Below are 25180 nucleotides of genomic sequence, written 5' to 3'. Positions count from 1 at the left end.
GTTTGATGATTTTTCAATACCTCCTTTACGCAACGAAGTTTAAAATCGTAATTGTACTTGACTTTTCTTTCCATAAAAATACCCTCAAATAGTGTCTAACTTTTTGGGGGCAGTTCAAAATCCGCGAGGATTTTCGTAAGTAGGCTTGCACTAGCAATTAATTTTATGCGGTGTTGTGCACTGTTTTTATTCCGTTTTTTAATTGTTCCGAACTAATTTCAAGTCCATCTAATTTCTTAAATTCAGTCAAATCCGCTCCGAAATATTTTTGATGAGATTTGCTTATTAACCAAGTTAATTCACTTTCTCGTCCATCAAAAATAAACTTGTGAATTCGTCCTTTAATTCGGTATGCAAGAATTCCATTTCCAAAACTATGAGGTTCAAAATGAAATTCCTGAAGTTCGAATTCTGCAATCTTATTGAGTTTACTTTCTATGTCTTTTCTAAAATTTTCGAAATTCATTTTCTTATTCCCATTTCGTTGTATGCGTGGTTCTCGCAATAAACAATTTTATTCAAAGCGTTTTTTTCGCAATCTTTCCAAATACATTTTTCGTCTGATAAACCTCTTGACTTTTTTAAAAGTTCAATTCTTAAAGTTTTGTCATTAAATTCAGACCATTTTTCAGTTGATTCAAGATTGACAAAAAACTGTTCCTGATACTTGTCCCATTCGTCAAGTCGCCAATAAGATTTGTCAGTTTTATTCCTATATAATCTGTACCAACTTTTTCGGTCAATTAATTCAAATTCCGACTCAATAATTTCGAGAATATTTTTATCAGCGTAGTATATTTTGTCTGTTAGTTCGGTCATTTCTCAAATAGTGCACAACGTGTTATATAGTAACTTTTATTACTTATATCCCGTAAATATGTCGGGATATAGTAAGTTTCTTGTTACTGTTATCCAGTAAAGATAATTTTTTTTAGAATATTATATAAAGGAGTTTTTATCTATTGTATTTTTTTTAAAAATGAGATAGAAAAGAAAAAAGAAATTATCATTTTTATGGGAATTATATAAAATGAAAAAGGTGAACGAGAGTTCACCTTTTTGCCCCAAATCTACCATGAACTTAACCTACTTATGTTATGGTGAGGCAAATGTATGATGGCTTAAGCGTTGTGGAAAATATTTTAGTTAAACGGCTAATTTATTGGCTTAAGCGATTTTATTAAATTATTTAAAAGGGCTATTTAAAAACTAGAACGCATAAAAAAAGGCGAACAGAAGTTCACCTTTTTTTGCCCCAAATCTACCATGAACTTAACCTACTTATGTTATGGTGATTCTAATTTATATGTATTTTAGATAATCTTAATATTTTTTAGATGAACGGTAATTAATTCTGTTTAAATGTGATTTTTGTATTATTTACGGTTATAAATTAATTAATAATAATTAATAGGCACGTTCTTTATTACCTTCATAAAAATTAATAAAAGCACGGTTTACAACGCGGTTACCACCAACGGTTGGATAGTTGCCTGTAAAATACCAATCGCCTAAATGTTCAGGGCATGCCTTATGTAAATTTTCAACAGACTGGAAAATAATTTTAACTTCGGCATTTATGTTATCAGGACTTAAAAGTTCGGCTATTTTATCAGAGATTTGTTCATCTGTAAATGGGTCGTATATTTCCTTTACAAAATTTTGTACATAAACATCTTCCAATTCCGTCTGTTCTACACATTTATCATAAACTTCTTTTACAATATGATATTGATCGGCTTCTTTTAATAATTCCAATGCAGCTCTAAAAGCAACTAAACTTTCAAGGTTTGCCATATCGATGCCATAACAATCTGGGTAACGTATTTGTGGTGCCGATGAAACCACTATAATTTTCTTAGGGCTTAAACGGTCCAGTATCTTTAAAATACTCTTTTTTAAAGTTGTGCCTCTTACAATACTATCATCAATAATCACCAAATTGTCATTTGGTTTTATAACGCCGTAAGTTACGTCGTAAACGTGTGCCACCAAATCATCTCTACTACTGTCTTCAGTAATAAAAGTTCTTAGCTTCACATCTTTAATCGCTATTTTTTCTACGCGAATACGCTCAGATAGCACATCGGTAACTTTTTCGGCAGAAAGCGAGCGCTGACCTTCTAAAATAGCAGCTGTTTTCTTTTTGTTCAATGCAGCTTCGGCTGTTTCGATCATCCCAAAAAAGGATGTTTCGGCAGTATTTGGAATATAAGAAAACACGGTGTTTTTCGTATCATTATCAATAGCCTCCAAAACTTTAGGCATTAATAATTTACCAAGCATTTTTCGTTCTTGGTAAATTTCGGCATCACTTCCTCGAGAAAAATAAATGCGTTCAAAAGAACATGATTTACGTTCCAGTGGTTGTAATATTTTTTTGATGATAACTTTCCCGGATTTTTTTGTAATAATAGCATGTCCTGGTTCCAATTCTTTTACGTCTTCAAATTTTACGTTAAAAACCGTTTGAATTACAGGACGTTCTGAAGCTATGGCTACAACTTCATCATCTATATAATAGTATGTTGGCCTAATGCCAGCAGGATCTCTCAATACAAAAGAGTCACCATGGCCAATTAATCCTGCCATAGCATAACCGCCATCCCAATCTTTAGCAGCTTTTTTTAAAACTTTAGCAACGTTTAATCGTTCGGCTATTAATGGAGATGCTTGATTTTTGCTGTAACCTTCCTTTTTTACATCTTTGTAAATTTTACTAACCGCATCATCTAAAAAGTGACCAATTTTTTCCATGATGGTAATGGTATCGGTATACTCTTTTGGGTGTTGCCCTAACCTAATAAGATTTGCAAATAACTCTTTAACATTGGTCATGTTAAAGTTTCCAGCCATAATTAAATTACGGTGCATCCAGTTATTCTGTCTTAAAAACGGGTGTACACTTTCCACACTGTTTTTCCCGAAAGTACCATAACGCACGTGTCCTAAAAACACCTCGCCAATATAGGGGATGTGTTTTTTTTGTAGCGCTATATCATCAGCATATTCAGGATGCTCTATAAACTCTTTATTAACACGATCGTTTATTTGAGCAAATATGTCTTGAATGGGTTGTTGGGCAATGGAACGCACCCTACTAATATAGCGTTCCCCTGGTTTTACGTCTAACTTAATGCTTGCAAAACCAGCACCGTCTTGCCCACGGTTGTGCTGCTTTTCCATCATAAGGTACATTTTGTTTACCCCATAAAAAGCAGTGCCATATTTTTCTTTATAAAATTCAAGCGGTTTTAAAAGTCTTAAAACTGCTATACCACATTCGTGTTTTATTGAATCACTCATTTTTAAAGATTTTCGCTTTACTTATTAAATTTATTTCATATCGTTGAATTCGTGAATCTTTGATTTCGCAGAAATGATAAATTATTACTTAAATTAAAAACGCGCTCTATTTTTGAGCGCGTTGGTTTATGCTAATTTTATATCGAATTGTGTTAATTGTTTAAATTGCAACAATCGTTTATGAACTTCTTCGTTTTTTAAAGTTTCCATGCGCTCGGTTCCGAATTTTTCAACACAAAATGATGCCAATGTTGATCCGAAAATGACAGCATTTTTCATGTTATCAAAAGATGTATCTCCTGTTTTAGCAATATACCCTGCAAATCCTCCTGCAAAGGTATCACCAGCTCCTGTTGGGTCAAACACTTCTTCTAAAGGTAATGCTGGTGCGTAAAACACATCGTCATTATAGAATAATAAAGCGCCATGTTCGCCTTTTTTAATTACCACGTATTTTGGGCCCATTGTATGAATTTTTCTAGCCGCAACAACCAAAGAATACTCTCCAGTAAGCTGTCTAGCTTCTTCGTCGTTTATGGTTATAACATCTACGCGTTTCATAACGTTGTGCAAGTCATCTAAAGCAATATCCATCCAGAAATTCATGGTATCTAAAATAACCAATTTTGGTTTATTAACCATTTGGTCCAACACACTAGATTGGACGTTAGGATGCAAGTTTCCTAACATAACTATTTCGGCATCGCGATAATTCTCTGGTACTACAGGTTTAAAATCTGCAAGAGTGTTTAATTCAGTAACCAAAGTATCTCTAGAATTCATATCGTTGTGATAACGACCACTCCAAAAGAATGTTTTTCCTTCTTTAACAATTTCAATACCCGAAATGTCAATATTTCTATTTGATAAAAGATCTAAATATTTTTGCGGAAAATCGCCGCCAACAACAGAAACTGCAGCAGCATCAATATCAAAATGCGAAGCAGCCAAACCAATAAATGTTGCAGCACCACCAAGAATTTTATCGGTTTTACCGAAAGGCGTTTCAATAGCATCAAAAGCTACAGTGCCAACAATTACTAATTTACTCATTAAAGTTGTTTGATAATTTTGTGCAAATATACTATTAAACTTTAAAATTGGCAGCTATTTTGGTATTCGATTTATACAGCAATTTTATTTTTTGCCTAACTTTAACAAAGGGATTTTAATTTGTTTTGCCGACTCTTTTCTGGTTAACAACATTGGTGCATAAACCCCAATTGTAATGGCCATCAGCACAAATAATGTTTTACTTCCGTTGGTAACGGTGTCATATAATATTTGCTCAAACTCATTAGGATTCGTATTATAAGCAAGCTTAATAAAACCTTTCATGGTAAAATAGGCAAAAGTGCCCGGTACCATAGGTATAACGGCAGGAATTGCAAATATGAAAGGTGGTGAATGCTTAAAATGTGCAGCGAAAATGCTTAGGAGTCCAATTAATATACAGCCCAGTAAAGAACTAAATACAATACCTATATAAGGTAAAAAGAGCAACTTTATTATGCCTCCTAGAGCAGCCATTAAAAAAATAGGAATCAGCGTTCTAACAGGAACATTAAATAAAATGGCAAAACCAACTGCAGCACTTCCAAACCATATCCATTTTTCAATAAAAATAGTTATATCCATTTTAATTTGTATTAAAAATTAGTATTGCTAATAGCAACCCTGTTGAAATAGAAAATGATACAACAAGACCAATAAAAGCACGAACTATGCCATTAAGTGTGTTTCCATCTAGAATGTCTGTGATGGAGTTAATTAATTGTATGCCCGGTATTAAGTATAATATGGAGGTTATAAAAATGATACGGTCATGCCCGTAGGGTAATAATTGACCCATGGCACCAGCTAGCATAGCAGAAAAAAATGAAGCGATAAAAATATTGAAGAATGGGTTAACCTTTTTTTTAGCTAATTCTTGCTTTAAAAAAAGGCCTAAAAAAGCGGCAATAAAAACGATTGCCATCTCTATAAAAGAGCCGCCGTTTAAGCGACAAAAGGAGCTACAAGCAAATGCAACAACCGATAATACTAGGAAACGTGGATAATGTGGAAGCGCCTTTAGTCTTTTAACCTCCTTTCTTGCTTTTTTTACAGAAAATTTTTCTTCTACAATTCGCCAACTTAATTTGCTTAAACCACTAACTATTTTAAAATTAGGGATGTGTGCATAAGTTTGTTTTAATTCATTAAAAGACACATTGCCACTAGAATCTTTTAAGGTAAGTATAATGGCTCTATGCGTAATTAAAAAATCGGTTTTATAGTTGTAACTTTTACCTATGCGCTGTATGGTTAGGCGTATGCGGTTGGTATTTGCTCCAGAACTCATTAGCATAGCGCCAATGTCTAAAAGTAATGCACCAATCTCGGAAGGCTGATTTTTATGCATTTTTTATGGAAAAACTTTTTTAATGAGTTACAAATGTAAGATTTTTTTAGACTGAATAATTTAGAATAAGTTTTGATTATTGGAATTATTTTCTACCAAAATCCGCAGGAATTTCGCCCCATGCTTTGGTTTCCCACTTTACAATAGTGGTTTGATATGTGTTCGTTTTCAACCAATTTATAGCTCTATCTACCAATTCAAATAATGCTTTGTTCTTAGCGTTGCGTTCTAATTTAGTATTGCAGTTTTTCTTTTTTACCCAACTTATAGCAGTTTTGCTATCGGTGTATAAAATTCGGTCGCTATTGTTTTTTTTTAATAATGCTAACCCATGGACTATAGCTAAAAACTCCCCAATATTATTAGTGCCTTCTTCAAAAGGGCCTTGAATAAATAGTTGTTTTTTAGTTTTAGTATCTACGCCGCGGTATTCCATAACGCCTGGGTTTCCGCTAGAAGCGGCATCAACCGATATGGAATTGTAATTAGGTTGCCCTATTTTTTTTAGTTGAATGGAAGATAATTCGCTTTTAAAATCACTTTTCTTACCTATATAATTAAAGTAATTACCTTTTGAAGCTTCTTTGGCGGCATCAAAACTATCAAACGATTTGTATTGTGCGCCCTCAAAATTGGTAATTTGAGCTTTACAATCGTTCCAAGTTTCGAAAACACCTGTTTTGTGCCCTTTCCAAACGGTATAGTATTTTTTTTTCTTCTTAGACACAGATTTTTACTTGGGTTTTGGAATTTAGTTTTTGGAATTTAAAAGTTGTTCCACCACTTTAGGGAAATGTTCCATCTCTAATTCATGAATTTTTGCAGCAACATCTTCAGCAGAATCTGATGCGTTTACTTTGCATTTAGCCTGAAAAATGATGGCGCCTTCATCATAATGTTCATTTACATAATGTATAGTAATACCAGTTTCGGGTTCTTTGTTTGCTACAATAGCTTCATGAACGTGCATGCCATACATGCCTTTGCCTCCATATTTAGGTAATAATGCGGGGTGAATATTAATTACTTTATTAGGAAATTCATTGAGAATAAACTCTGGAAATTTCCACAAAAACCCAGCTAAAACAATTAAATCGGGTTTTGAGGCTTTTAAAATATTAAGCACATCATTTGTTTTTGCGAGTGCTATTTTGTTGAAAGACAATGCGCTAACCTCAAGAGTTTTGCAGCGGTCTAAAACTTTGGCATGGGGATTGTTAGTAAGTACCTGAATAACAGACGCATTTTCTCTGTTGTGAAAAAACTTAATTAAATTTTCAGCATTAGTTCCACTTCCGGAAGCAAAAATTACTATACGTTTCATCAACTCTCTTTTATTTTTTAAATTATTGTCTGATGCAATTCGTAATTAAAATTCATAGAATGACTTATAAATTTCATCCTCATTTCATATCACAGACAAGAATGTTTAAATATTCTAACAAAAAAAAGAATAAATATTAACAATTAAGAGTTAAATTTGAAATACTTAAAAGTAATTTTAGTAAATTACCAATACATTTTTAACAGAATAGCAAATTATAAAATAAAGTTTTTTATTTTTGCGACTTAATTAAAACTTAAAATTAAAAAATTATGTCAGACATTGCATCAAGAGTAAAAGCGATTATCGTGGACAAATTAGGAGTTGATGAGAACGAAGTTGTAACTGAAGCAAGCTTCACAAACGATTTAGGAGCAGACTCTTTAGACACTGTAGAATTAATTATGGAATTTGAAAAAGAATTCGATATCCAAATTCCAGACGATCAAGCTGAAAATATAGCAACAGTTGGTCAAGCTATTTCTTATATAGAAGCTGCAAAATAAGCAAAACATTTATGGAATTAAAGCGAGTTGTAGTCACGGGTTTAGGGGCTTTAACACCTATTGGCAATACCAAAGATGAATATTGGGAAGGCTTAATAAGTGGAAAAAGTGGTGCTGCGCCTATAACATATTACGATACCGAAAAGTTTAAAACGAAATTCGCTTGCGAATTGAAAAACTTTAATGCTACCGATTTTATTGACAGAAAGCTGGCCAGTAGAATGGATAAATTTACACAGTATGCTATGGTAGCTGCTGATGAGGCAATAGCCGATGCAAAGTTAGATTTAGAAACCATTAATAAACTACGAGTTGGTGTTATATGGGGAGCAGGTATTGGAGGTTTAGAAACCTTTCAAGAAGAAGTTTTAAACTTTGCTAAAGGTGATGGAACGCCCAGATTTAATCCGTTCTTTATTCCTAAAATGATTGCAGATATTGCGCCCGGTAATATATCCATCAAATATGGATTTATGGGGCCAAATTACACAACAGTTTCTGCTTGTGCTTCTTCAGCAAACGCTATGTTTGATGCACTAAACTCTATACGTTTAGGGCATTGCGATGTGGTTGTTACAGGAGGTAGTGAAGCAGCAGTTACTATTGCTGGAATGGGTGGCTTTAACGCAATGCATGCGCTTTCAACTAGAAACGAAAGTCCAGAAACAGCATCAAGACCATTTGATGCTACCAGAGATGGTTTTGTACTTGGGGAAGGTGCTGGTGCACTTGTTTTAGAAGAATACGAGTTTGCAAAGGCTAGAGGAGCTAAAATTTATGCTGAGTTTGTTGGAGGAGGTTTATCTTCTGATGCTTACCACATGACAGCACCACACCCGGAAGGAAGAGGTGTTGTTGCCGTAATGAAAAATTGCCTAGAAAATGCAGGCCTAAAACCAGAAGATGTAGACCATATTAATACACATGGAACTTCTACACCATTAGGAGATGTTGCAGAATTGAAAGCAATTTCAGAAGTTTTCGGAAATCATGCAAAGCATATAAATATTAATTCAACAAAATCAATGACTGGGCACTTATTAGGTGCAGCAGGGGCTATTGAAGCTATTTCGGCTATATTGGCAATGCAACATGGTATTGTTCCGCCAACTATTAACCACACTACTGTTGACGAAAACATTGATCCAGAATTAAATTTAACTTTAAACCAAGCCCAAAAGCGTGATATTAAAGTAGTAATGAGTAATACATTTGGATTTGGCGGACATAACGCTTGTGTATTATTCAAAAAATTAGACTAAATCCCGAATGAAAAACATTCGTAACATATTAAATTCCCGTTTTAAACGCAACGGGAATTTTTTTATGGAAATAGTTAAAATTCTAGGGTTTAAGCCTAAAGATATCCAATTCTATAAAAAAGCCTTCACACATCGTTCTATGAACATAAAAGATAGCAAAGGAAACGCTATTAATTATGAACGATTAGAGTTTTTAGGTGATGCCATGTTAAGTGCCGTTATCGCTTCTCATTTATATCTTGAAGTACCAGCTGGTGATGAGGGCTATCTTACCAAAATGCGATCTAAAGTAGTAAGTAGAGAGCATCTAAATGAGCTTGGAAAGGAACTGAAATTAATTAGTCTAGTAGAAAGTAAAATACCTCCTGGGCAGTTTGGAGACAATATACATGGTAATCTTTTTGAAGCTTTAGTAGGCGCTATTTTTTTGGATAGAGGCTACAATTATTGCGAAAAATTTATTTATAAGCGCGTTATTACCCCTTATGTAGATATTGAAACTTTAGAAGGGAAAGTAATAAGCTACAAAAGCTTATTAATAGAATGGTGCCAAAAAGAGAAAAGAACCTTTGGGTACCATGTTTATGAAGATACTGGAAATGATGAAGTAAGGCACTTTTCGGTTAAACTATCTATAGACAATAAAGTTGTTGCAAAAGCAAGAGCTACTTCTAAAAAAAAGGCCGAAGAAAAAGCTTCAAAACGTGCTTTTTTTGTATTCCAAAACAAAATGTCCAAAATGCTTTAGAACGTTTAAATTTGACCATTTAACTATAACGTTTTAGTTGTTTTACATGTTAAGATTCACATAACTTTTACAATTGAATGTTTTTAAATACTATATTTACAACGTTTAATATAGGTTATGGCAGTACACAAACTTATTCTTGATGATATTTTTGATGAGGTAGATTGCACTTTAATTGCAATTCATTGCACCATTGAAGATTATCGTTTGGCATATCTTCTAAATAAAAATTTGAGTACCAATCTAGCTCGAAGAAGGTCAAATTTAGATTTTAGTTTTAATAATGCTACGTATTCAATTTTTGAATGGGAAGATTCCAAACAATTGATCAATTGGAGTTTAGTGTCTAATATTTGTAAAACAGAGATTTTAAAAAAACATAATTTTAATTCACTGTTTAGTGCAGAAGAAAAAGTAATACAAACAACGTATTTGGTACCCGAATATAAAGCTGTCAACTATTTTTTAAAAATAGATAACGAATTCAGTTTAAGTAAAGAAAACAATATTTTAAAGAAGATTTTAGAAGTACAACAAGTAGCAACTGCTTATAGTATTGATATAAATCAATTAAAATCAAAAGATAATTTAATTTTTAGCTAATGCCATTAAGAAAAAAAACCAAAATAGTAGCCACCTTAGGTCCAGCCACAAGCACTAAAGAAGTATTAAAAGGAATGCTTGAAGAAGGTGCCAATGTATTTAGAATCAACTTTTCCCATGCCGATTATAATGATGTAGCAGAACGTATTAAAATGATACGTGAACTAAATGAAGAATTTGGTTTTAACGCCTCTATACTCGCCGATTTACAAGGCCCTAAACTTCGTGTGGGCGTTATGAAAGAGGAAGTAGTGGTAAACCCAGATGATGAAATCATTTTTGCTACAGGAAAACGATTTGAAGGCACAAAGGATAGGGTATACATGACTTATGATAGGTTTCCCCAAGACGCAAAGCCAGGAGAACGTATTCTTTTAGATGATGGAAAATTAATTTTTGAAGTGGTTTCAACCGATGGAAAATCTGAAGTTAAAGCTAAGGTAATTCAAGGAGGCCCTTTAAAATCTAAAAAAGGGGTAAACTTACCAAACACCAATATATCACAACCTGCATTAACCGAAAAAGATATTGAAGATGCTCTGTTTGCTATAAGTCAAAATGTAGATTGGATGGCATTATCTTTTGTACGTCATGCAGAAGATTTAATGCAGCTTCGTGAATTAATAGAAAAACATAGTGACCATAAAATCCCAATTATAGCTAAAATTGAAAAACCAGAAGCAGTAAAGAATATTGATGCTATTGTAGCACATTGTGATGGTTTAATGGTGGCACGTGGTGATCTGGGTGTAGAAGTTCCTGCTGAAGAAGTACCGTTAATCCAAAAACAATTGGTTTTAAGAGCTAAGAAAGCTAGAATACCAGTAATTATAGCAACTCAAATGATGGAAACTATGATTACCAGTTTAACACCAACCAGAGCTGAAGTAAACGATGTTGCCAATTCGGTTATGGATGGAGCCGATGCGGTAATGCTTTCGGGAGAAACATCGGTTGGTAGCTATCCAGTTCAAGTTATTAGACAAATGGCAAATATTTTAAAAAATGTTGAAGATTCACCATTAATTAAAGTACCGCAATTGCCTCCTCATATTCGTACCAATCGTTTCATTACAAAGTCTATTTGTTATCATGCTGCTATTATGGCGAACGAAATTGATGCTCAGGCCATTTCAACATTAACGAATAGTGGATATACGGCGTTTCAAATTTCTGCTTGGAGACCATCATGTCACATTTTAGTATTTACATCAAACAAACGTATCTTGACCCAATTAAGTTTACTTTGGGGTGTTCAAGCATTTTTCTATGACCGATTTGTATCTACCGATGATACGGTTGTAGATATTAACCGCATAGCCAAAGCCCATAATTTAGTAAAGAAAGGCGATATGGTAATTAGTTTAGCCTCAATGCCAATAGCTGAAAAAGGTATGGTGAACACCTTGAGGGTGAGAGAGATTTCACATTAAGGTTTTTAATTTTAATAATCTTAAGACGTCTTTTGAATAAAATTAATATTAACAATTTCGATTTCTTAAGAGTTGTTTTTGCAACAACTGTAGCAATTGCACACATAATAGAATTAAGTGGAATTGAAATATTTCAACCTTATAAAGTTTTTTTTAATACCCGTTTAGCAATAGACGGGTTTTTTGTTATCAGTGGTTTTTTAATTGCAAAAAGTTTTGAAAAATCTAATACTATTAAAGAATATATTACCAAAAGAATAAAAAGGATTGTACCTGCTTATTTTTTTGTAATTATGCTTTCTGCCATACTTTTTTCATTAATTTCAACGTATTCCATTACTAATTATTTTTTAAGTAGTGGGTTTTGGAAGTATTTAGCAGCCAACTTAACATTTCAAAATTATTTTTGCCCCTGTCTACCTGGTGTGTTTGTTTCCAATTTAGATTGTTCGGTAAATGGAGCTTTGTGGACCATTAAAATAGAGGAAGCTTTTTATCTATTAGTGCCTGTTTTTTACTGGTTAATTAGGCGTAAAAAGATTAATATTTATGTGTTAAGCGCTCTGGTTTATATGGTATCTGTAGTTTATTTTAATTATTTTGTATCTATAGATAGTTACCGCATCGCTAAACAGTTGCCAGGTGCATTAGCTTTTTTTGTAGTTGGAATTATGTTTTATAGAAATTTCTCATTCTTATTAAAGTATAAGAATCATATAATATTACCATGTTTAACATTGTTTTTAGTTGAGCAATATGTGTTAGAAACCCAATATTTGAAACCTTTAGCTTATGGTTTTATGGTCTTTTATTTTGCTTATAGTTTTAAGTGGTTAAATACTTTTGGTAAATATGGAGATTTCACATATGGTATTTATATTTATCATTATCCAATAATTCAACTATTCGTTTTTTTTGGTTTATTTAATTTTTATAATCCAATTGTAGTGAGTATCTGCGTTTTATTCATAACACTTGTATTGGCCATTTTATCTTGGCACTTTCTAGAATTAAGATTCCTTTCAAAGAGCAGAAAAAGGAGACAAAAAGAATTAATTTCAATAAGTTAAAAATCAAATTTCAATTGAACGCTCACACTTTTTTGTTCTTGTGGTTTTTTTGTTTCGGTATTGAGGTTAGACATTGATATACCTAGTAGTCGCACAGAATTGCTTAATTTTTCCTGATATAATAAATCTTTAGCGGTATCTAATATTAATGCTTTGTCGCTAATAAAATAATGCAAGGTCTTGCTTCTGGTTTGCAAGGAAAAGTCACTATACTTTATTTTTAAAGTAACTGTTTTTCCAGAAACTTTACTTTTTTCCAACCTTCTAGACACTTCTTTTGCAATGTGTTCCAGTTTTTCAAGCATAAACACTTCACTCGGTAAATTTTCACTAAACGTACGTTCGGCTGCTAAACTTTTTCTAATGCGGTTGGGTTTCACTTCACTAGTATGAATACCCCTTACCACGTAATAATAATAGCGACCAGATTTTCCAAAATGTTCATCTAAATATTCAAAAGATTTTTGCTTTAAATCATTACCAGTAAAAATGCCTAATTGATACATTTTTTCGGCTGTTACTTTACCAACACCATAAAACTTCCTAATGTCTAGTGCCTCTAAAAAGCCAATAACTTCTTCAGGGTTTACAGTTTTTTGTCCGTTAGGTTTGTTATAATCACTGGCAACTTTCGCTATAAATTTGTTTATGGAAATGCCTGCCGATGCCGTTAAGCCCACTTCATTAAAAATACGTGTTCTAATTTCTTGTGCAATTAAAGAGGCGCTCGGGTTTCCTTTCTTGTTTTTGGTAACATCTAAATAAGCTTCATCTAATGATAATGGCTCCACCAAATCGGTATAATCAAGAAATATTTTTCTAATTTTTTTTGAAATTTCAGTATAACGTTCAAAATTTGGTCTTACAAAAATAAGTTCAGGACACAATTTTATGGCCAAATTTCCAGCCATGGCACTTTTTACGCCAAATTTCCTGGCTTCATAACTGGCAGCACTTATTACACCACGTTTTTCGCTTCCACCAACAGCAACGGGTTTTCCTTTCAAATCAGGGTTGTCCATTTGTTCTACAGAGGCGTAAAAGGCATCCATATCAACATGAATAATTTTTCGTATTGGTAAATCGCTCAACATACCGTAAATTTAGGCATTAAATGCCATTTTTGTATAGGCACTTTTAATAAGTAATTTAATTAAAAATAGGTAGTTTATCTCATGGTAGAAATTGAACGTAAGTTTTTGGTAAATTCAATTTTATATAAAAAGGAAGCTTTTAAAAGTACCAGAATTATTCAGGGTTTTTTAAATACACATAAAGAACGCACCGTACGAATTCGACTAAAAGAAGATATGGGTTTTTTAACTGTTAAAGGGGTATCGACTTCTGATGGGTTAACACGGTTTGAATGGGAAAAACCCATTTCTAAGGAAGAAGCTAAAGCGCTTTTAAATCTTTGTGAGCCAGGAGTAATTGATAAAACTAGGTACGAAGTAAACGTAGGAAACCATATCTTTGAAATAGATGAATTTTATGGAGATAATGAAGGGTTGGTAGTTGCAGAAGTGGAGTTAAAAAGCGAAAATGAGATGTTTGAAAAACCCAATTGGCTAGGTGAAGAAGTTACGGGTATTATAAAATATTACAATTCACAGTTAAGTAAGCATCCTTATAAAACATGGTAACGTACATTATAAAAACAGAACAAATGAAAAAAGTAGCAGTAATATGTTTAACAATTTTTGCATTGGTGTCTTGCAGAAAAGTAGAAAAAGAAGAAATGGTAACAGAAGAAGTCGTCAAGGATACCGTTGTTGTTGATGTTAGGGAAAAACCTATAAAAAAATCAATCAAACAAATTAAAAAAGAACTTGCTGCTGAAGGATATCAAACCTTCGATTATATTGATGAACAAACAAAAGACACTATTTTAATGCAGCAATATTTTATAGCTTTTTTAAAAAATGGCACCATTCGATCGCAAAATGAAGAAGATGTAGAGATTTTACAAAAAGAGCATTTAGCCCATTTAAAGAAAATGTACGAGTTGGGGTATGCCGATATTTCTGGCCCTTTTGGAGATAAAGGAGACATACGCGGTATCACGATTTATAATGTACCAACCCTGAAAATGGCTGATAGTTTAGCCAATGCAGATCCTATGGTAAAAGCGGGACGTTTGGTTATAGAAATACACCCTTGGTGGGCAGGAAAAGGCCTTCCACTAAGGTAATGTTTAAGATAATAAAAATTCTTTATTGGGTTGTAAATGTTGCAATAATTACGGCGTTATTAATGGTGCATTTTCTACTAAAAGAACGTAATTATCAAGAATCGTTGCTTTACTATTCACTTCCGCTTCCGATAATAATAATAGTGGTTTTATTATTATCTGTTTTTCTTAGAAAGAGAAGGTGCCATTTAATATTAGCTGTAATGTTATTGATTGTTTGGTTGGGTAGAAGTTTTAAAATTCATATCCCAGAAACAATAAAAGACACCGATTTTGAAATTGTTTTTTGGAACGCTTCTCGTGATAGTGGTTTTGAAGATGCTTTTAATTTGAATACAGGAATACCAGATATGATGGTTTTGGTAGAGTCTAAAAAAAACAATCTAGAGAAGCTTCAATTAAAATACCCAAAATATTTTTTTTATGAATTGAGGCGAGGCATATATATTTTTTCTAAAACGCAAGTAAATGTAGTAAATGAGACGGTATCCAATTACAGCACTTCTGTTATCAACTTCAATTCAAAAGGGATTAACTTTTATGTAGTTGATGTAACTGGTAGTACCGATGTACCACGTAATTGGGAATTAAATTTTGTAAACAAATTAATTTCAAAAAACCAGAAAACCATTGTTTTAGGTGATTTTAATCTACCTTTTGAATCTAAATATTTAAACAAAATGAAATCAGAGTTTAATCATGCATTTAATGAAAAAGGCAATGGTTTTAGAGAAACCTGGTTTTGGAATTTGCCGTTACTTTCGCTCGATCATATATGGGTTTCTAAAGATTTGGAAATTTTAAAGACACAAAAAATCAATACGTTTAAATCGGACCATACGATGTTGAAAACCTATGTAAGGAATTAATTTTATAATTTCAGTTGAATCCACATAGGTCTGTGATCGGACATGTAGTATTTCAAATATTTTTTAAAGTTCGAAACGTTAGATTCCCATAAATCTGGAAAAATAGCCGTGTCAAAATCAAAAACCCCATTAGCTGTAATTTTAGATTTTAACGAAGGTAAAAATGCTATTTGGTCATACTGTTTATCATCATTAATGTTCGAGTAAATTTGAGTGGAATGGTCGGGCAATTTTAGACCCCTTTCCATCAAGGCATCATACGTTTGGTCGCCTTGTTCAATTTTAGGAATATTGAAATCGCCCATAGTAATAATCTTTTTTGAAAAAGCATATTTTGAATTTTTCCGTAAATCCGCATAACGCGAAATAGCATACGCTTCTAAAGAACGTCTCTCTACATCTGCCTTTCTCTCGCTTCCAAAATAGGAATGTACCGTTATAAAAATAAGCTTGTGATTTTTCCATTGAAAGGAGCATAGGTAAGGCGTTCTATCAAAACCGGTAAATTTTGATTTTACACCTTTCAACTTTATGTGTCTATGGTCTTTTGGCGGAATGGATATTTCAGCAACCAATTGTAATCTATCTATTTTTTGATTGTCGAATATAAAAGCAAAACGTTCATTATTGCCACCGGCGTCCGAAAAAATCAAATCATAATGATTTGGCAATTCCAGTTCTATATTATACAGTCCTTCTAGGTTGTCATTGGTTTCTTGAATGGCAATAATATCAAACCAGCTAATAATTTCAGCAATGAGTTTATAATGCTCGTTCCAACGTTTTTGTAATCCTAGGTTGGCAATATTCCAAGTGGCAATTAAAAGTTTACCGTCTGTCTTTTCAGGAATATGACGTTTGTTTTTGTGTTTTTTTAGATTTTGAATCTCGGCATGAATGTCAAAATTATATACAAAATTTGGTTTAGGAAACGCTGGCATGTTATAATGGTTTGGTTTACATAAAGTTATGAATTATTTTGAGATAGTCATCTTTCTTTTTGCTTCATTTCCAAATTCATCAACAACGGTTATCATGTGGTCGCCTTGTTTGGGAACGACTGATAATTCGTGAATGTCTTTAGTACTTCCTACAAAGGCATCATCCATATACCAAAACAACGTAGATTCGGGTTTGGAATGGGCTATTTTCAGGATTAAATCATTCGCTTTTTCATCAAAATCTTTTGCTAAAAATATATGGTTGTTTTCCTTCGGATAAATAAATTCCATGGTGATAGCACTTTCGCTCAAACAATCACTTCTAAATTTTGGCAGCGGTTTGTAAAATGGATTTTTGGTTTTATAATAATGCGCTATTAAAGGTGGCAATACAAACCACGATTTGTTGTGAATGTTACTTAAATTTTCACATGAGGTATTTACTTGAAATGTTTCCGTATTATCTAAATGAATCAAGATGTGAAACGGACAAGGTTTCGTTTTTAATCCACTTAATTGAATAAATTTTGTTTCAACTTCATCACAATTTTGAGATGCCCTGTAACCGCTTTTTTTGCAGATTTCAACTTCCTGCATTTCATCAAAAGGTTTTGAAAACCAATCGGTTTTGGGTAGCACATCAAAAACATCAAACAACATGGGAGCCGCAGCTTGCACACCCACCAAACCAGGTCTGCCTTCGCCATCGGCATTTCCAACCCAAACCCCTACCACGTAATCTTTAGTGGTACCAATGGCCCAAGCATCACGAAACCCAAAACTGGTACCTGTTTTCCATGCTATTTGCTTGGACCCGTCAAAAAATTCCCAATTTTCATCACCTTCGGGACGGTTTACTTCTTTTAGACTCTCATAAGTCAAATAAATGGAAGCAGCATCAAAAAGTGTTTTTTCGGTTGATTTTTTCCCGAAATCAATTGTTTCTGAAGCTAAAAATATGGGTTCACAAAATTCATTGGAAAAATATTCACTAGAAGTTTCAGAAAAATGATTTAAAGTGGAAGATAGTGCTGCATAACTTTTACATAAATCCCATAAATTACTTTCGGCACCACCTAAAATAAGCGATAAGCCATAATGATTGGCGTCGTATTTTAAATCTTTGAGTCGCAATGTTTTTAAATAATGATGAAATCGATCCAAACCAAATTCTTGAAGCATTCTTACCGAAGGCACATTTAACGAGCGCGACAAAGCGCTGCTTGCAGGTACAGCACCGTCATAGGTTTGGTTATAATTTTCGGGGTTGTAACTCCCAAATTGCGTGGGTACATCGGCCACCAAGGTGTTTTGCAACACATCACCCGCATCCAACATGGCTGCATATAAAAAAGGTTTTAAAATACTGCCCGTACTGCGTGGTTTATCTATAACATCTACATCTTTTTGGTGCGCTTTATCGGTAGGTGTATTTCCAACATACGCTAAAACTTTTCGGGTTTTTACATCTAAAACTAAAACAGCGGCGTTGTAAATTTCGTTTTGACTCAATTGCTTGTAATGGCTTTGAACGATTCCATTAATACGTTCTTGCAAGCGCACATCTATAGAAGTTTGAATGCGTTTTCCGTTATAAGTTTTTGAAACTTTTTGAAGCAAATGTGGTGCTATTTGAGGCAATGGATATGGCTTTTCTGGAATATCTTCTGCAATGGATAGTTGATAGGTTAACTTATCAATCACACCTTTTTGAAAAAGCTTTTTAAGAAGCCTATTTCGTTTTTTTATTAACTGCTCATGATTTTTCCCTGGATAAATGAGGCTTGGAGCATTTGGCAACACAGCAAGTAAAGCGCTTTCTGCCCACGAAAGTTGATTGGCACTTCTATTAAAATAGCGCCATGAAGCGGCATCTAGCCCAACGACATTACCGCCAAAAGGCGCGTTACTGGTGTAATAAGCTAATATTCGGTTTTTTGAAGCTCGAAGTTCTAATCGGGTAGCCAGCAGAATTTCAATACCTTTTTCAAAATAGGTGCGCTTTTTATTTTTTCGTGACAAACGAATTACTTGTTGCGTTATCGTACTGCCACCACGTTTTACATTGCCAGATTTAAGGTTGTCTCGTAATGCCTTAAAAATGGAGATAGGATTAAAACCGGGATGTTTATAAAAGTATTCATCTTCAAATTGAATAATACAGGTTTCAAATTTTTTAGGAACGGTGTCGTTTTGCGGAAATCGCCATTGGCCATCTTTTGCTATTTGGGCTCCTAAAAGTTCTTTGTTTTTACTGGTAATTACAGTAGCAGTTGGGTCTTTAAAAAGCTGCCAAGGCAAACAAAAGTAATAGGCAATTAAAACAGCCAGAATGACTGTCGATTTAATTTTATTGCGTTTTATATAGACTATTATTTTGTTCATGGTATTGGAAGACCTCACAGGTTTTTAAAACCTGTGAGGTCTAAATTTTAGAATATCATTGCAATTAAAACGATATCGCAACCTCTTTATTTACATGTAAATATTCAATTATAAAGATAACTTCAGCCATGCTTCCTTCATAATGACGTTACTTGTTTTATTTATTAAACTCATACTCACGTTCAACCTTGCAAATTCTCACGTTGTACCAACTGTACCAATCTTCTCGTCCTTTTTGTTGTGCCACCAAATGGTCCGTATGTTGTTTCCAATTCTTTATAGCTTCTAAACTTTCCCAATAGCTCACGGTAATACCCACAGCATTTCTGGCGCTGTCCATACCCAAAAAGCCCTTTTGTTGTTTTGCTAAAGTTTCCATTTTATCTGCCATATCATTATATCCTTCAACGTTTTCATTTTGGGTTGAAGTGAAAATGACTGCGTAGTAGGGTTTGAAATCTTCTTTCATTTTTTATTTTTCAACAGTTATCCATTGCCCTTTTGTTCTTACCAAAAAGCCGTTATCATACATCGCTTCCGCTTGAATACCAGGTAAATAATAGGTTCCTAAATACGAAGCATTCAACATTACATTAAACGTTTTTGTACTGTGTTTTCCTTTTTGGGATAAATCGAAATAGAAATTCACTCGGTCGTCGCGTATATCGGTATAACGTGCTTGACTTGTAACGGTATCGCCAAAATCTGTAAAACGGGTGTTTACAATTTCCCATCCTGAAGGGAAAATTTGAGTTAAAGCCACATTTTGAATGTTATAATCTTTAAGGTTGCTTACACTTACTGAAGCTATAAAATCTTGCCCTTGCTGTAATTTTGAAATATCCATTTTATTACCTTTTAAGTTCTTGTAAATTACAGACACACTCAAACCACGTTGTTCGGCTATTTCTTCTCCTAAGGGTAATTTGCCAGCGTTTAGAACACGTACATACACCACATTGTCTTTATGGTTAGTTAATGATAATGCATTATTGCCTTCAACAATTTTTAAAGTACGCTGTGCGATAGCACTTTTAGACCTTATGGTTTCTGTTTTTCCATTCAAGGTATAGCTTACATGCAATGCTTTGCCGCCGTTTGCTTTCACCATTTTAGCCATAGCTAGTAAACTGTAGGCTGTGGTTTGTGTACTCATCCAGATATCGCTCGATAAGTCTTTTGCAATGGTTTCTGCAAGTCCGCGCATTTTAGAACTTTTGGTAAGCACCATCGTTTCTAAAGCCATCGCTCTGTTTCTATCAACCGATCCATACGTGTAATAATTATATTTTTGTGGTTGAAAATTAATATTGGCAGTGCTAGAAATTTGAGAACTAGCTTCTTTTTGTCCTGCCAAAGCATAGGCTGCTGCCAGTCGCCATTTGCCTTCGTTGGATATTTCTGTAAACTCACGTAATCGGTTCATGGCTGCTAAATCGGCATTTCCAGCTAAAGCCAAGGTATATAATCTGTAAGCTTGTGCCAAATCGGAATTATAACTTCTATAACTTGGGCGCCAATCTCTAGCCGCTTGCTTTTGGTAACGCAACCAATTGGTTTTAAACGTTAATGGTAACACAAAACCTTTCTTTTCGGCTTCCAACATAAAATGACCAATGTAACTTGTAGACCAATCATCAACCGTTGTTTCACCCATCCAATAACTCATACCGCCGTTGGGTTGTTGAAAATGTCCTAATCTGGTAATGCCGTTTTTAATATTACTTTCAATGGCTTGTTTTTTATCATACGTTAAATCGAAAATATCGTTTAAGAATAACTGCGGAAACACACTCGATGTTGTTTGTTCTGCACATCCATGAGGATATTGAATTAGATAATCCAATCGGCGTGAAAAATCCATGGGAGGTAAGGTTGAAAATTCGATGGTTGCCGAATTGGTTCCTGTAACACCAAAGGTTGAAAAATCAAGTGTTTCGTTTGCATTGGCATTTAATGTTTCATCAAGTGATTTGGATGTGATGGGGTTAGGATTCACCACATCCAATTCTACTTTATAAGTTGATTTTTCACCATTTCCGGTCGCAATAACTTCCACTGTATTGATGCCTTTTGCTTTGCTAACATCCAATTCAAAATAGGTCATTTGTTCATCGGGTTTTGAAAACGATAGATTTTTTGTTTTCTCCCCAACTACCGAAATGCCGTTGCTTAATTTAAGACTAATCGTTACATTTTTCACTTTGTTTTCTATAGCAAAAACAGTTACTGGCAGTGTTACTTTTTCACCGGGGCTTAATTTCCGCGGAAGCGTAGCCAATACCATTAATGGTTTTTTTACTTCAACCGATTTGTCTGTGCTTCCATAGGCTTTGGTGGTATGGTTTCCAGCAATAACCATGGTTCTTACCGCACCAATATAGTTGGGTAATTTGATGTTGTGCTTTTTGGTTTCGCCTGCTTTTAATGTAAACGGACCCAAATAGGTTACAACGGGTTTAAAACGGTTTGCTTTTTTGTTTTTTCCTGCTGCGGCATTGCCATCGCCACCAATTGCAAATACTTGGTCTATGCTACCGGAATACGCTCCAATAACATCATCAAAAATATCCCAAGTTTTTACACCCAATGCTTCACGTGCATAAAATGCATCCCACGCATTTGGTGTTTTAAAACGTGTTAAATCCAATAAACCTTCTTCAACAACCGCAACTGTATAGGTCATGGCTTTTTTGTTTTTTTCTGAAACATACACATCAAAAGCCTGTTCTGGACGTAATACTTCAGGCATTTTTATTTGTGGTTGTAATATGGTGCTTGGGTCTTCAACCATTAATGGAATAATGCCATACATACGAATAGGTAAATCGTTTGCTGTTATGGCATGTGGTTGTAATAATGAAATATTGATAAATACGTTTGGTGCCATTTCTGAAGTTACAGGAATTTCAACCGTAGTTTCACCTTGTTTTGTTTTTATCCATTTGAAATTTAAAACTTCAGTGCCATTTTCAACACTTACCAAGGCGCGCCCTTCACTGCCCGATTTGAATTTAATTTTAGCTGTTTCACCAACTTGATACTGTTCTTTATCTGCTGAAAAAACCAACATTTTTGCCGCTTCTTTATCACCTGCGGGCACATACCAATTTTTATAAAAATAGGCGGTTTCACCTGTAGAATGACCACTTTCAGGATCTGTAACTCTTATTAAATAACGCCCACGTTCGTTATCAGGAATATTTAATTTGAAACTGGCTTTTCCATTGGTATCTGTATTAATTTTGGTATCGTAAAACGGTTTATGGTAGCTGCTTGATACGTAACTGGACAAATTATCATATGATGAATTCCACCACCAACGCCATTCAATTTTATACACTTTTACTTCCACATTACTGCGTTTTACGGGTTTGCCGTTGGCATTTACAACGACCACATCAAACATTTGATTTTCGTTGGTAGAAAAGGCACCGTAATCATTTCCTTTAGGGGCATGTAACCCAACAAACGATTCGTATGGTGCGTATTGTTTGGTGAAAGCATCCATAGAAAAATCACCACCGTTTTCGAAAGCTCTGGCTAAAAACTGAACATTCAACATGCCCGGAGCATTTTTGCTAATTTCTAGTTTTTTATTGATTTTTGCCAATCCATCAGTATCAACAGCACCTTCAAATACCGTGATTTCTTCGGTCTCAAATTGTTTGGTTGGGTCGTTAAAAACATAGCCTTTGTAGTTTTTGAATGATGTAGTTGCACTACTAAATTTTGCTTTAATTTCGGCTTTTAAGTTTTTACCGGGTGCACCGTGAAGCCATTTTACATCAAGAGTTCCCTTTAATGGCTCTTTTTTGGTAAGAATCTCATTTTCAAAATCTATTTTTATTTTTAAGCGATTGGGTTTAACGGTTTCAATTTTTAAATCTTTGTAAAATACCGCACCACCAAGCGATACTTTGGCTTTGTAGTTTCCTGTTTTATCTTCGGTAGCGGTTGGTACCGTAAATTTGTAGAAGTTGTTTACGTTGTTAGTAGTTACATTTTTAAATACTAATTTGCCGTAAGGATCGGTAATTTCCATTTTAACAGGATGCCCTTTTGGTAATGGATTTGTAAAATCGTTAAGCATAAACGTTAAGTGCAACGTATCTCCAGGTCGCCAAACACCACGTTCACCATAAATGTAGCCTTTAAGTCCGCGTTGTATTTTGTTGCCAGAAACATCAAATTTACTTAACGATAGCGAGTTGCCATCTGCAAGTTTGATGTAGGTTTTGTTTTTCCCTTTGGAAACAATGGCGAATGCAGCGTTTTTGTTTAAATCAACCAACGTTAACCCTTCATTATCAGTTATGGTGCTTGCTAATTCTTGTTGCTGAAAATTATAAAGTTTCACCGTAGCGCCCGCTTCTGGACTGGTAGTTAAAATATTGGTAACCGCAAAATAGTATGAGTTGTTTGCCCCTTGTTTTGCTATGACCCCAATATTTGAAGCTAATAAATTTTGAGATACTACTTTAGATTCGTTGTAGTACGCATCATGGCAAGGGTTGTTTTCTTCACGCCAATTATAATTGTAATTTTTGTAGCGATATGTTAAGTTGTCCCAATAGGCTTCTTCACGCAATTCCTCATCTTCAGGTGTGGTACTTTCAGTATAATCTTCTTCGTAGTATTCATCTTCATAATAGCCTTCTTCTTCATTTTCAGTGTTTGAAACGGTTGTGTTTCCATCACAATTATATAAAGAATAGTTTTTGTTAAAACTTACCTCTACACGATAAATAGCACCCGGATCTGCTTTAAAAAATTTGGATAAATCAATGCTATAGGCTTTCCATTTTCCAGTGTTTTCTGCTTCAGATTGCAATTGAATGGTTTGTTTGGCAATACGGCGCCCTACCTGCCTAACATTGTATGAATTGGCATTATTCAAATCATTATCCTGTAAAAACTGGAGTATATTGTCTTCAAAAATTTTGATGATTCTAACGTCAACTGCTTTTAAATTAACCGCTTCAAAATTGAATTTAAGTTCTTGCGAATTTGGTAGAATAGTACCACTGGTCAACAAGCGTACTTGGGGCTTTAATTCTTCAAAAGCAATAAGTTCAGAAAAAGGTTTTTTTAGTTTATAACCATCGGTATTTGCAATGCCTTGAAATACATCAACCTGAATATTTCCAACCAATTTAGTATCCGGATATACCTTTAAAACATTACCATCAACAACATACTTTGGGTTTTTCACACCTTGAAGCGTTACCAAGCCATCAAAATTTTGTTGCCTTTTTAAAGGGTCGGAAAAGTTAATCGATAAACATTGTTCGGGAGCTTGAATCACTTCTACATTTACAATTGTGAAATTATTAATCCCTGGAATAAATACTTTATTTTCACCCTTGTTATCAGCTTTTATAGCAGCACCATTCCATTTTATAAGGACTTCACTGTCTTCAATTTTTCTATGGATGCTATCAATTTTAAATTCGAATATTCTTGAATGTTGGTTTGCTTCGTTGAATGCGATGGACAGTTTTTTGTCTGCTTGATAAGCTTCAACCAATTTTTTTGCATCGTTAAGCGATATCACATCTGCCGAACGAAGCACTGCTTCCAAATACTGCCAATTTTTACTGTACGATTGTAAATTATTGGTAACTATGCTAAAGTTTGGTGTAATGGTTTTAAATTGAAAGGTGTAAGTTTCAAAGTCTTTGGGTATGTTTTTATAGATGTCTTCTAATTTTACACTAACAGTATATTCTGTTGAAGATTCCAAATGCTCATCAGGTATAAAAAGGAGTGCATGGTTGTTTGCTACTGTTAATTTTCCTTGAACATGGGGCGTAATGGTAATGAGGTTTTCGGTTAATTCTTTGCCCATTTCCCAACCATTAACTTCCTTCGCTAAATTAATTTCGATAGGGTCTGCAACCGATACCAACCCAGATGTTGTATAGCTTATATACTCTCTAAACTTGAATAAATTATCGGTTTCAACTTCTTTCTTTTTGCAGGATACCACTAAGAAGATTAACATTGTGAAAGTGAAAAGCTTTTTGAACGACATAGAATGCTGATTTTTTTTGAACGATGAAATTTACGAAAAGAAAGCGTAGTTTGTTTCTTGTTAAGAAAAGTATGGAATATTTTATGAAATAAGATTTTGGT

Annotated in this window: 22 protein-coding genes; 9 read left to right on the top strand and 13 right to left on the bottom strand. The window is 34.0% G+C overall.

Annotated elements, in window-relative coordinates:
• Positions 1-163 precede the first annotated feature (163 nt).
• From J8H85_RS17670 to purN, 8 genes are all read right to left on the bottom strand, one after another.
• Complete coding sequence (locus tag J8H85_RS17670) at positions 164-466, bottom strand: hypothetical protein (RefSeq protein WP_209656854.1); 303 nt, start codon at positions 464-466, stop codon at positions 164-166.
• Positions 463-819 (bottom strand): hypothetical protein, encoded by a 357-nt coding sequence (locus J8H85_RS17665; protein WP_209656852.1) that lies wholly within the window; start codon positions 817-819, stop codon positions 463-465. Before J8H85_RS17665 ends, J8H85_RS17670 begins: the two co-directional genes overlap by 4 nt.
• A gap of 588 nt (positions 820-1407) precedes the next feature.
• The gene (locus J8H85_RS17660; RefSeq protein ID WP_209656850.1) at positions 1408-3306 is read right to left on the bottom strand and encodes an amidophosphoribosyltransferase; all 1899 of its coding nucleotides are present in this window, start codon (positions 3304-3306) and stop codon (positions 1408-1410) included.
• Positions 3307-3432: 126 nt separating this feature from the next.
• The gene (locus J8H85_RS17655; protein WP_209656848.1) at positions 3433-4359 is read right to left on the bottom strand and encodes a PfkB family carbohydrate kinase; all 927 of its coding nucleotides are present in this window, start codon (positions 4357-4359) and stop codon (positions 3433-3435) included.
• Positions 4360-4443: 84 nt separating this feature from the next.
• Complete coding sequence (locus tag J8H85_RS17650; RefSeq protein ID WP_209656846.1) at positions 4444-4944, bottom strand: threonine/serine exporter family protein; 501 nt, start codon at positions 4942-4944, stop codon at positions 4444-4446.
• Between the two features lies 1 nt (position 4945).
• Entirely contained in the window at positions 4946-5710 is a 765-nt protein-coding gene (locus tag J8H85_RS17645; RefSeq protein ID WP_209656844.1) for a threonine/serine exporter family protein, read from the bottom strand.
• Positions 5711-5795: 85 nt separating this feature from the next.
• Positions 5796-6437, bottom strand: coding sequence for a ribonuclease H1 domain-containing protein (locus tag J8H85_RS17640; RefSeq protein ID WP_209656841.1), 642 nt, complete (start codon positions 6435-6437; stop codon positions 5796-5798).
• A gap of 24 nt (positions 6438-6461) precedes the next feature.
• Complete coding sequence (gene purN, locus J8H85_RS17635) at positions 6462-7034, bottom strand: phosphoribosylglycinamide formyltransferase (protein WP_209656839.1); 573 nt, start codon at positions 7032-7034, stop codon at positions 6462-6464.
• 272 nt (positions 7035-7306) lie between these two features.
• On the opposite strand from purN, the gene J8H85_RS17630 reads away from it, so the two are divergent.
• The 6 genes from J8H85_RS17630 to J8H85_RS17605 all read left to right on the top strand — a co-directional run bounded on the left by J8H85_RS17630 (position 7307) and on the right by J8H85_RS17605 (position 12656).
• Entirely contained in the window at positions 7307-7540 is a 234-nt protein-coding gene (locus tag J8H85_RS17630) for an acyl carrier protein (RefSeq protein WP_007647141.1), read from the top strand.
• A gap of 11 nt (positions 7541-7551) precedes the next feature.
• Positions 7552-8802 carry a beta-ketoacyl-ACP synthase II gene (fabF, locus tag J8H85_RS17625; RefSeq protein WP_209656838.1) on the top strand — a complete coding sequence of 417 codons (1251 nt, stop codon included), beginning with the start codon at positions 7552-7554 and terminating at the stop codon, positions 8800-8802.
• A 7-nt stretch (positions 8803-8809) separates the two neighbouring features.
• Positions 8810-9550, top strand: coding sequence for a ribonuclease III (rnc, locus tag J8H85_RS17620; RefSeq protein WP_209656836.1), 741 nt, complete (start codon positions 8810-8812; stop codon positions 9548-9550).
• Between the two features lie 117 nt (positions 9551-9667).
• Entirely contained in the window at positions 9668-10153 is a 486-nt protein-coding gene (locus tag J8H85_RS17615) for an IPExxxVDY family protein (protein ID WP_209656834.1), read from the top strand.
• On the top strand, positions 10153-11586 hold the full coding sequence (gene pyk / locus J8H85_RS17610) for a pyruvate kinase (RefSeq protein WP_209656831.1): 1434 nt from the start codon (positions 10153-10155) through the stop codon (positions 11584-11586). Before J8H85_RS17615 ends, pyk begins: the two co-directional genes overlap by 1 nt.
• A 32-nt stretch (positions 11587-11618) precedes the next feature.
• Positions 11619-12656 carry an acyltransferase family protein gene (locus J8H85_RS17605; protein ID WP_209656829.1) on the top strand — a complete coding sequence of 346 codons (1038 nt, stop codon included), beginning with the start codon at positions 11619-11621 and terminating at the stop codon, positions 12654-12656.
• On the opposite strand, the gene dinB is transcribed toward J8H85_RS17605, so the two are convergent.
• On the bottom strand, positions 12653-13750 hold the full coding sequence (gene dinB, locus J8H85_RS17600; RefSeq protein WP_209656827.1) for a DNA polymerase IV: 1098 nt from the start codon (positions 13748-13750) through the stop codon (positions 12653-12655). The genes J8H85_RS17605 and dinB overlap by 4 nt on opposite strands.
• A gap of 81 nt (positions 13751-13831) precedes the next feature.
• Here dinB and J8H85_RS17595 point away from each other — a divergent pair, with 81 nt between their 5' ends.
• From J8H85_RS17595 to J8H85_RS17585, 3 genes are all read left to right on the top strand, one after another.
• The gene (locus J8H85_RS17595) at positions 13832-14299 is read left to right on the top strand and encodes a CYTH domain-containing protein (protein WP_209656826.1); all 468 of its coding nucleotides are present in this window, start codon (positions 13832-13834) and stop codon (positions 14297-14299) included.
• A 23-nt stretch (positions 14300-14322) separates the two neighbouring features.
• Positions 14323-14847: a YciI family protein gene (locus J8H85_RS17590; RefSeq protein WP_209656822.1), complete on the top strand. Its 525-nt coding sequence runs from the start codon at positions 14323-14325 to the stop codon at positions 14845-14847.
• A 203-nt stretch (positions 14848-15050) separates the two neighbouring features.
• Positions 15051-15716 (top strand): endonuclease/exonuclease/phosphatase family protein, encoded by a 666-nt coding sequence (locus tag J8H85_RS17585; protein WP_209656821.1) that lies wholly within the window; start codon positions 15051-15053, stop codon positions 15714-15716.
• 2 nt (positions 15717-15718) lie between these two features.
• Here the strand turns inward: J8H85_RS17585 and J8H85_RS17580 are convergent, their stop codons facing one another.
• The 4 genes from J8H85_RS17580 to J8H85_RS17565 all read right to left on the bottom strand — a co-directional run bounded on the left by J8H85_RS17580 (position 15719) and on the right by J8H85_RS17565 (position 25079).
• Positions 15719-16657, bottom strand: a complete 939-nt coding sequence (locus J8H85_RS17580) for an endonuclease/exonuclease/phosphatase family protein (RefSeq protein WP_209656819.1) — start codon at positions 16655-16657, stop codon at positions 15719-15721.
• 33 nt (positions 16658-16690) lie between these two features.
• Positions 16691-19042, bottom strand: a complete 2352-nt coding sequence (gene pbpC, locus J8H85_RS17575) for a penicillin-binding protein 1C (RefSeq protein WP_209656816.1) — start codon at positions 19040-19042, stop codon at positions 16691-16693.
• Between the two features lie 157 nt (positions 19043-19199).
• On the bottom strand, positions 19200-19511 hold the full coding sequence (locus J8H85_RS17570) for an antibiotic biosynthesis monooxygenase family protein (protein ID WP_209656814.1): 312 nt from the start codon (positions 19509-19511) through the stop codon (positions 19200-19202).
• A gap of 3 nt (positions 19512-19514) precedes the next feature.
• Positions 19515-25079: an MG2 domain-containing protein gene (locus J8H85_RS17565; RefSeq protein ID WP_209656812.1), complete on the bottom strand. Its 5565-nt coding sequence runs from the start codon at positions 25077-25079 to the stop codon at positions 19515-19517.
• Positions 25080-25180 lie beyond the last annotated feature (101 nt).

The organism is Mariniflexile gromovii, assembly GCF_017814435.1.
Classification (GTDB): domain Bacteria; phylum Bacteroidota; class Bacteroidia; order Flavobacteriales; family Flavobacteriaceae; genus Mariniflexile; species Mariniflexile gromovii.
The sequence above is the reverse complement of the archived record's forward strand: the minus strand, read 5'-3'. Positions and strand labels throughout refer to the sequence as shown.

What these genes read in the sequence shown, in the direction of transcription:
- J8H85_RS17670 (WP_209656854.1), bottom strand. Translation starts at nt 466, where the DNA reads ATGAATTTCGAAAATTTTAGAAAAGACATAGAAAGTAAACTCAATAAG.
- J8H85_RS17665 (WP_209656852.1), bottom strand. Translation starts at nt 819, where the DNA reads ATGACCGAACTAACAGACAAAATATACTACGCTGATAAAAATATTCTC.
- J8H85_RS17660 (WP_209656850.1), bottom strand. Translation starts at nt 3,306, where the DNA reads ATGAGTGATTCAATAAAACACGAATGTGGTATAGCAGTTTTAAGACTT.
- J8H85_RS17655 (WP_209656848.1), bottom strand. Translation starts at nt 4,359, where the DNA reads ATGAGTAAATTAGTAATTGTTGGCACTGTAGCTTTTGATGCTATTGAA.
- J8H85_RS17650 (WP_209656846.1), bottom strand. Translation starts at nt 4,944, where the DNA reads ATGGATATAACTATTTTTATTGAAAAATGGATATGGTTTGGAAGTGCT.
- J8H85_RS17645 (WP_209656844.1), bottom strand. Translation starts at nt 5,710, where the DNA reads ATGCATAAAAATCAGCCTTCCGAGATTGGTGCATTACTTTTAGACATT.
- purN (WP_209656839.1), bottom strand. Translation starts at nt 7,034, where the DNA reads ATGAAACGTATAGTAATTTTTGCTTCCGGAAGTGGAACTAATGCTGAA.
- J8H85_RS17630 (WP_007647141.1), top strand. Translation starts at nt 7,307, where the DNA reads ATGTCAGACATTGCATCAAGAGTAAAAGCGATTATCGTGGACAAATTA.
- fabF (WP_209656838.1), top strand. Translation starts at nt 7,552, where the DNA reads ATGGAATTAAAGCGAGTTGTAGTCACGGGTTTAGGGGCTTTAACACCT.
- rnc (WP_209656836.1), top strand. Translation starts at nt 8,810, where the DNA reads ATGAAAAACATTCGTAACATATTAAATTCCCGTTTTAAACGCAACGGG.
- J8H85_RS17615 (WP_209656834.1), top strand. Translation starts at nt 9,668, where the DNA reads ATGGCAGTACACAAACTTATTCTTGATGATATTTTTGATGAGGTAGAT.
- pyk (WP_209656831.1), top strand. Translation starts at nt 10,153, where the DNA reads ATGCCATTAAGAAAAAAAACCAAAATAGTAGCCACCTTAGGTCCAGCC.
- dinB (WP_209656827.1), bottom strand. Translation starts at nt 13,750, where the DNA reads ATGTTGAGCGATTTACCAATACGAAAAATTATTCATGTTGATATGGAT.
- J8H85_RS17595 (WP_209656826.1), top strand. Translation starts at nt 13,832, where the DNA reads ATGGTAGAAATTGAACGTAAGTTTTTGGTAAATTCAATTTTATATAAA.
- J8H85_RS17590 (WP_209656822.1), top strand. Translation starts at nt 14,323, where the DNA reads ATGAAAAAAGTAGCAGTAATATGTTTAACAATTTTTGCATTGGTGTCT.
- J8H85_RS17585 (WP_209656821.1), top strand. Translation starts at nt 15,051, where the DNA reads ATGTTATTGATTGTTTGGTTGGGTAGAAGTTTTAAAATTCATATCCCA.
- J8H85_RS17580 (WP_209656819.1), bottom strand. Translation starts at nt 16,657, where the DNA reads ATGCCAGCGTTTCCTAAACCAAATTTTGTATATAATTTTGACATTCAT.
- pbpC (WP_209656816.1), bottom strand. Translation starts at nt 19,042, where the DNA reads ATGAACAAAATAATAGTCTATATAAAACGCAATAAAATTAAATCGACA.
- J8H85_RS17570 (WP_209656814.1), bottom strand. Translation starts at nt 19,511, where the DNA reads ATGAAAGAAGATTTCAAACCCTACTACGCAGTCATTTTCACTTCAACC.
- J8H85_RS17565 (WP_209656812.1), bottom strand. Translation starts at nt 25,079, where the DNA reads ATGTCGTTCAAAAAGCTTTTCACTTTCACAATGTTAATCTTCTTAGTG.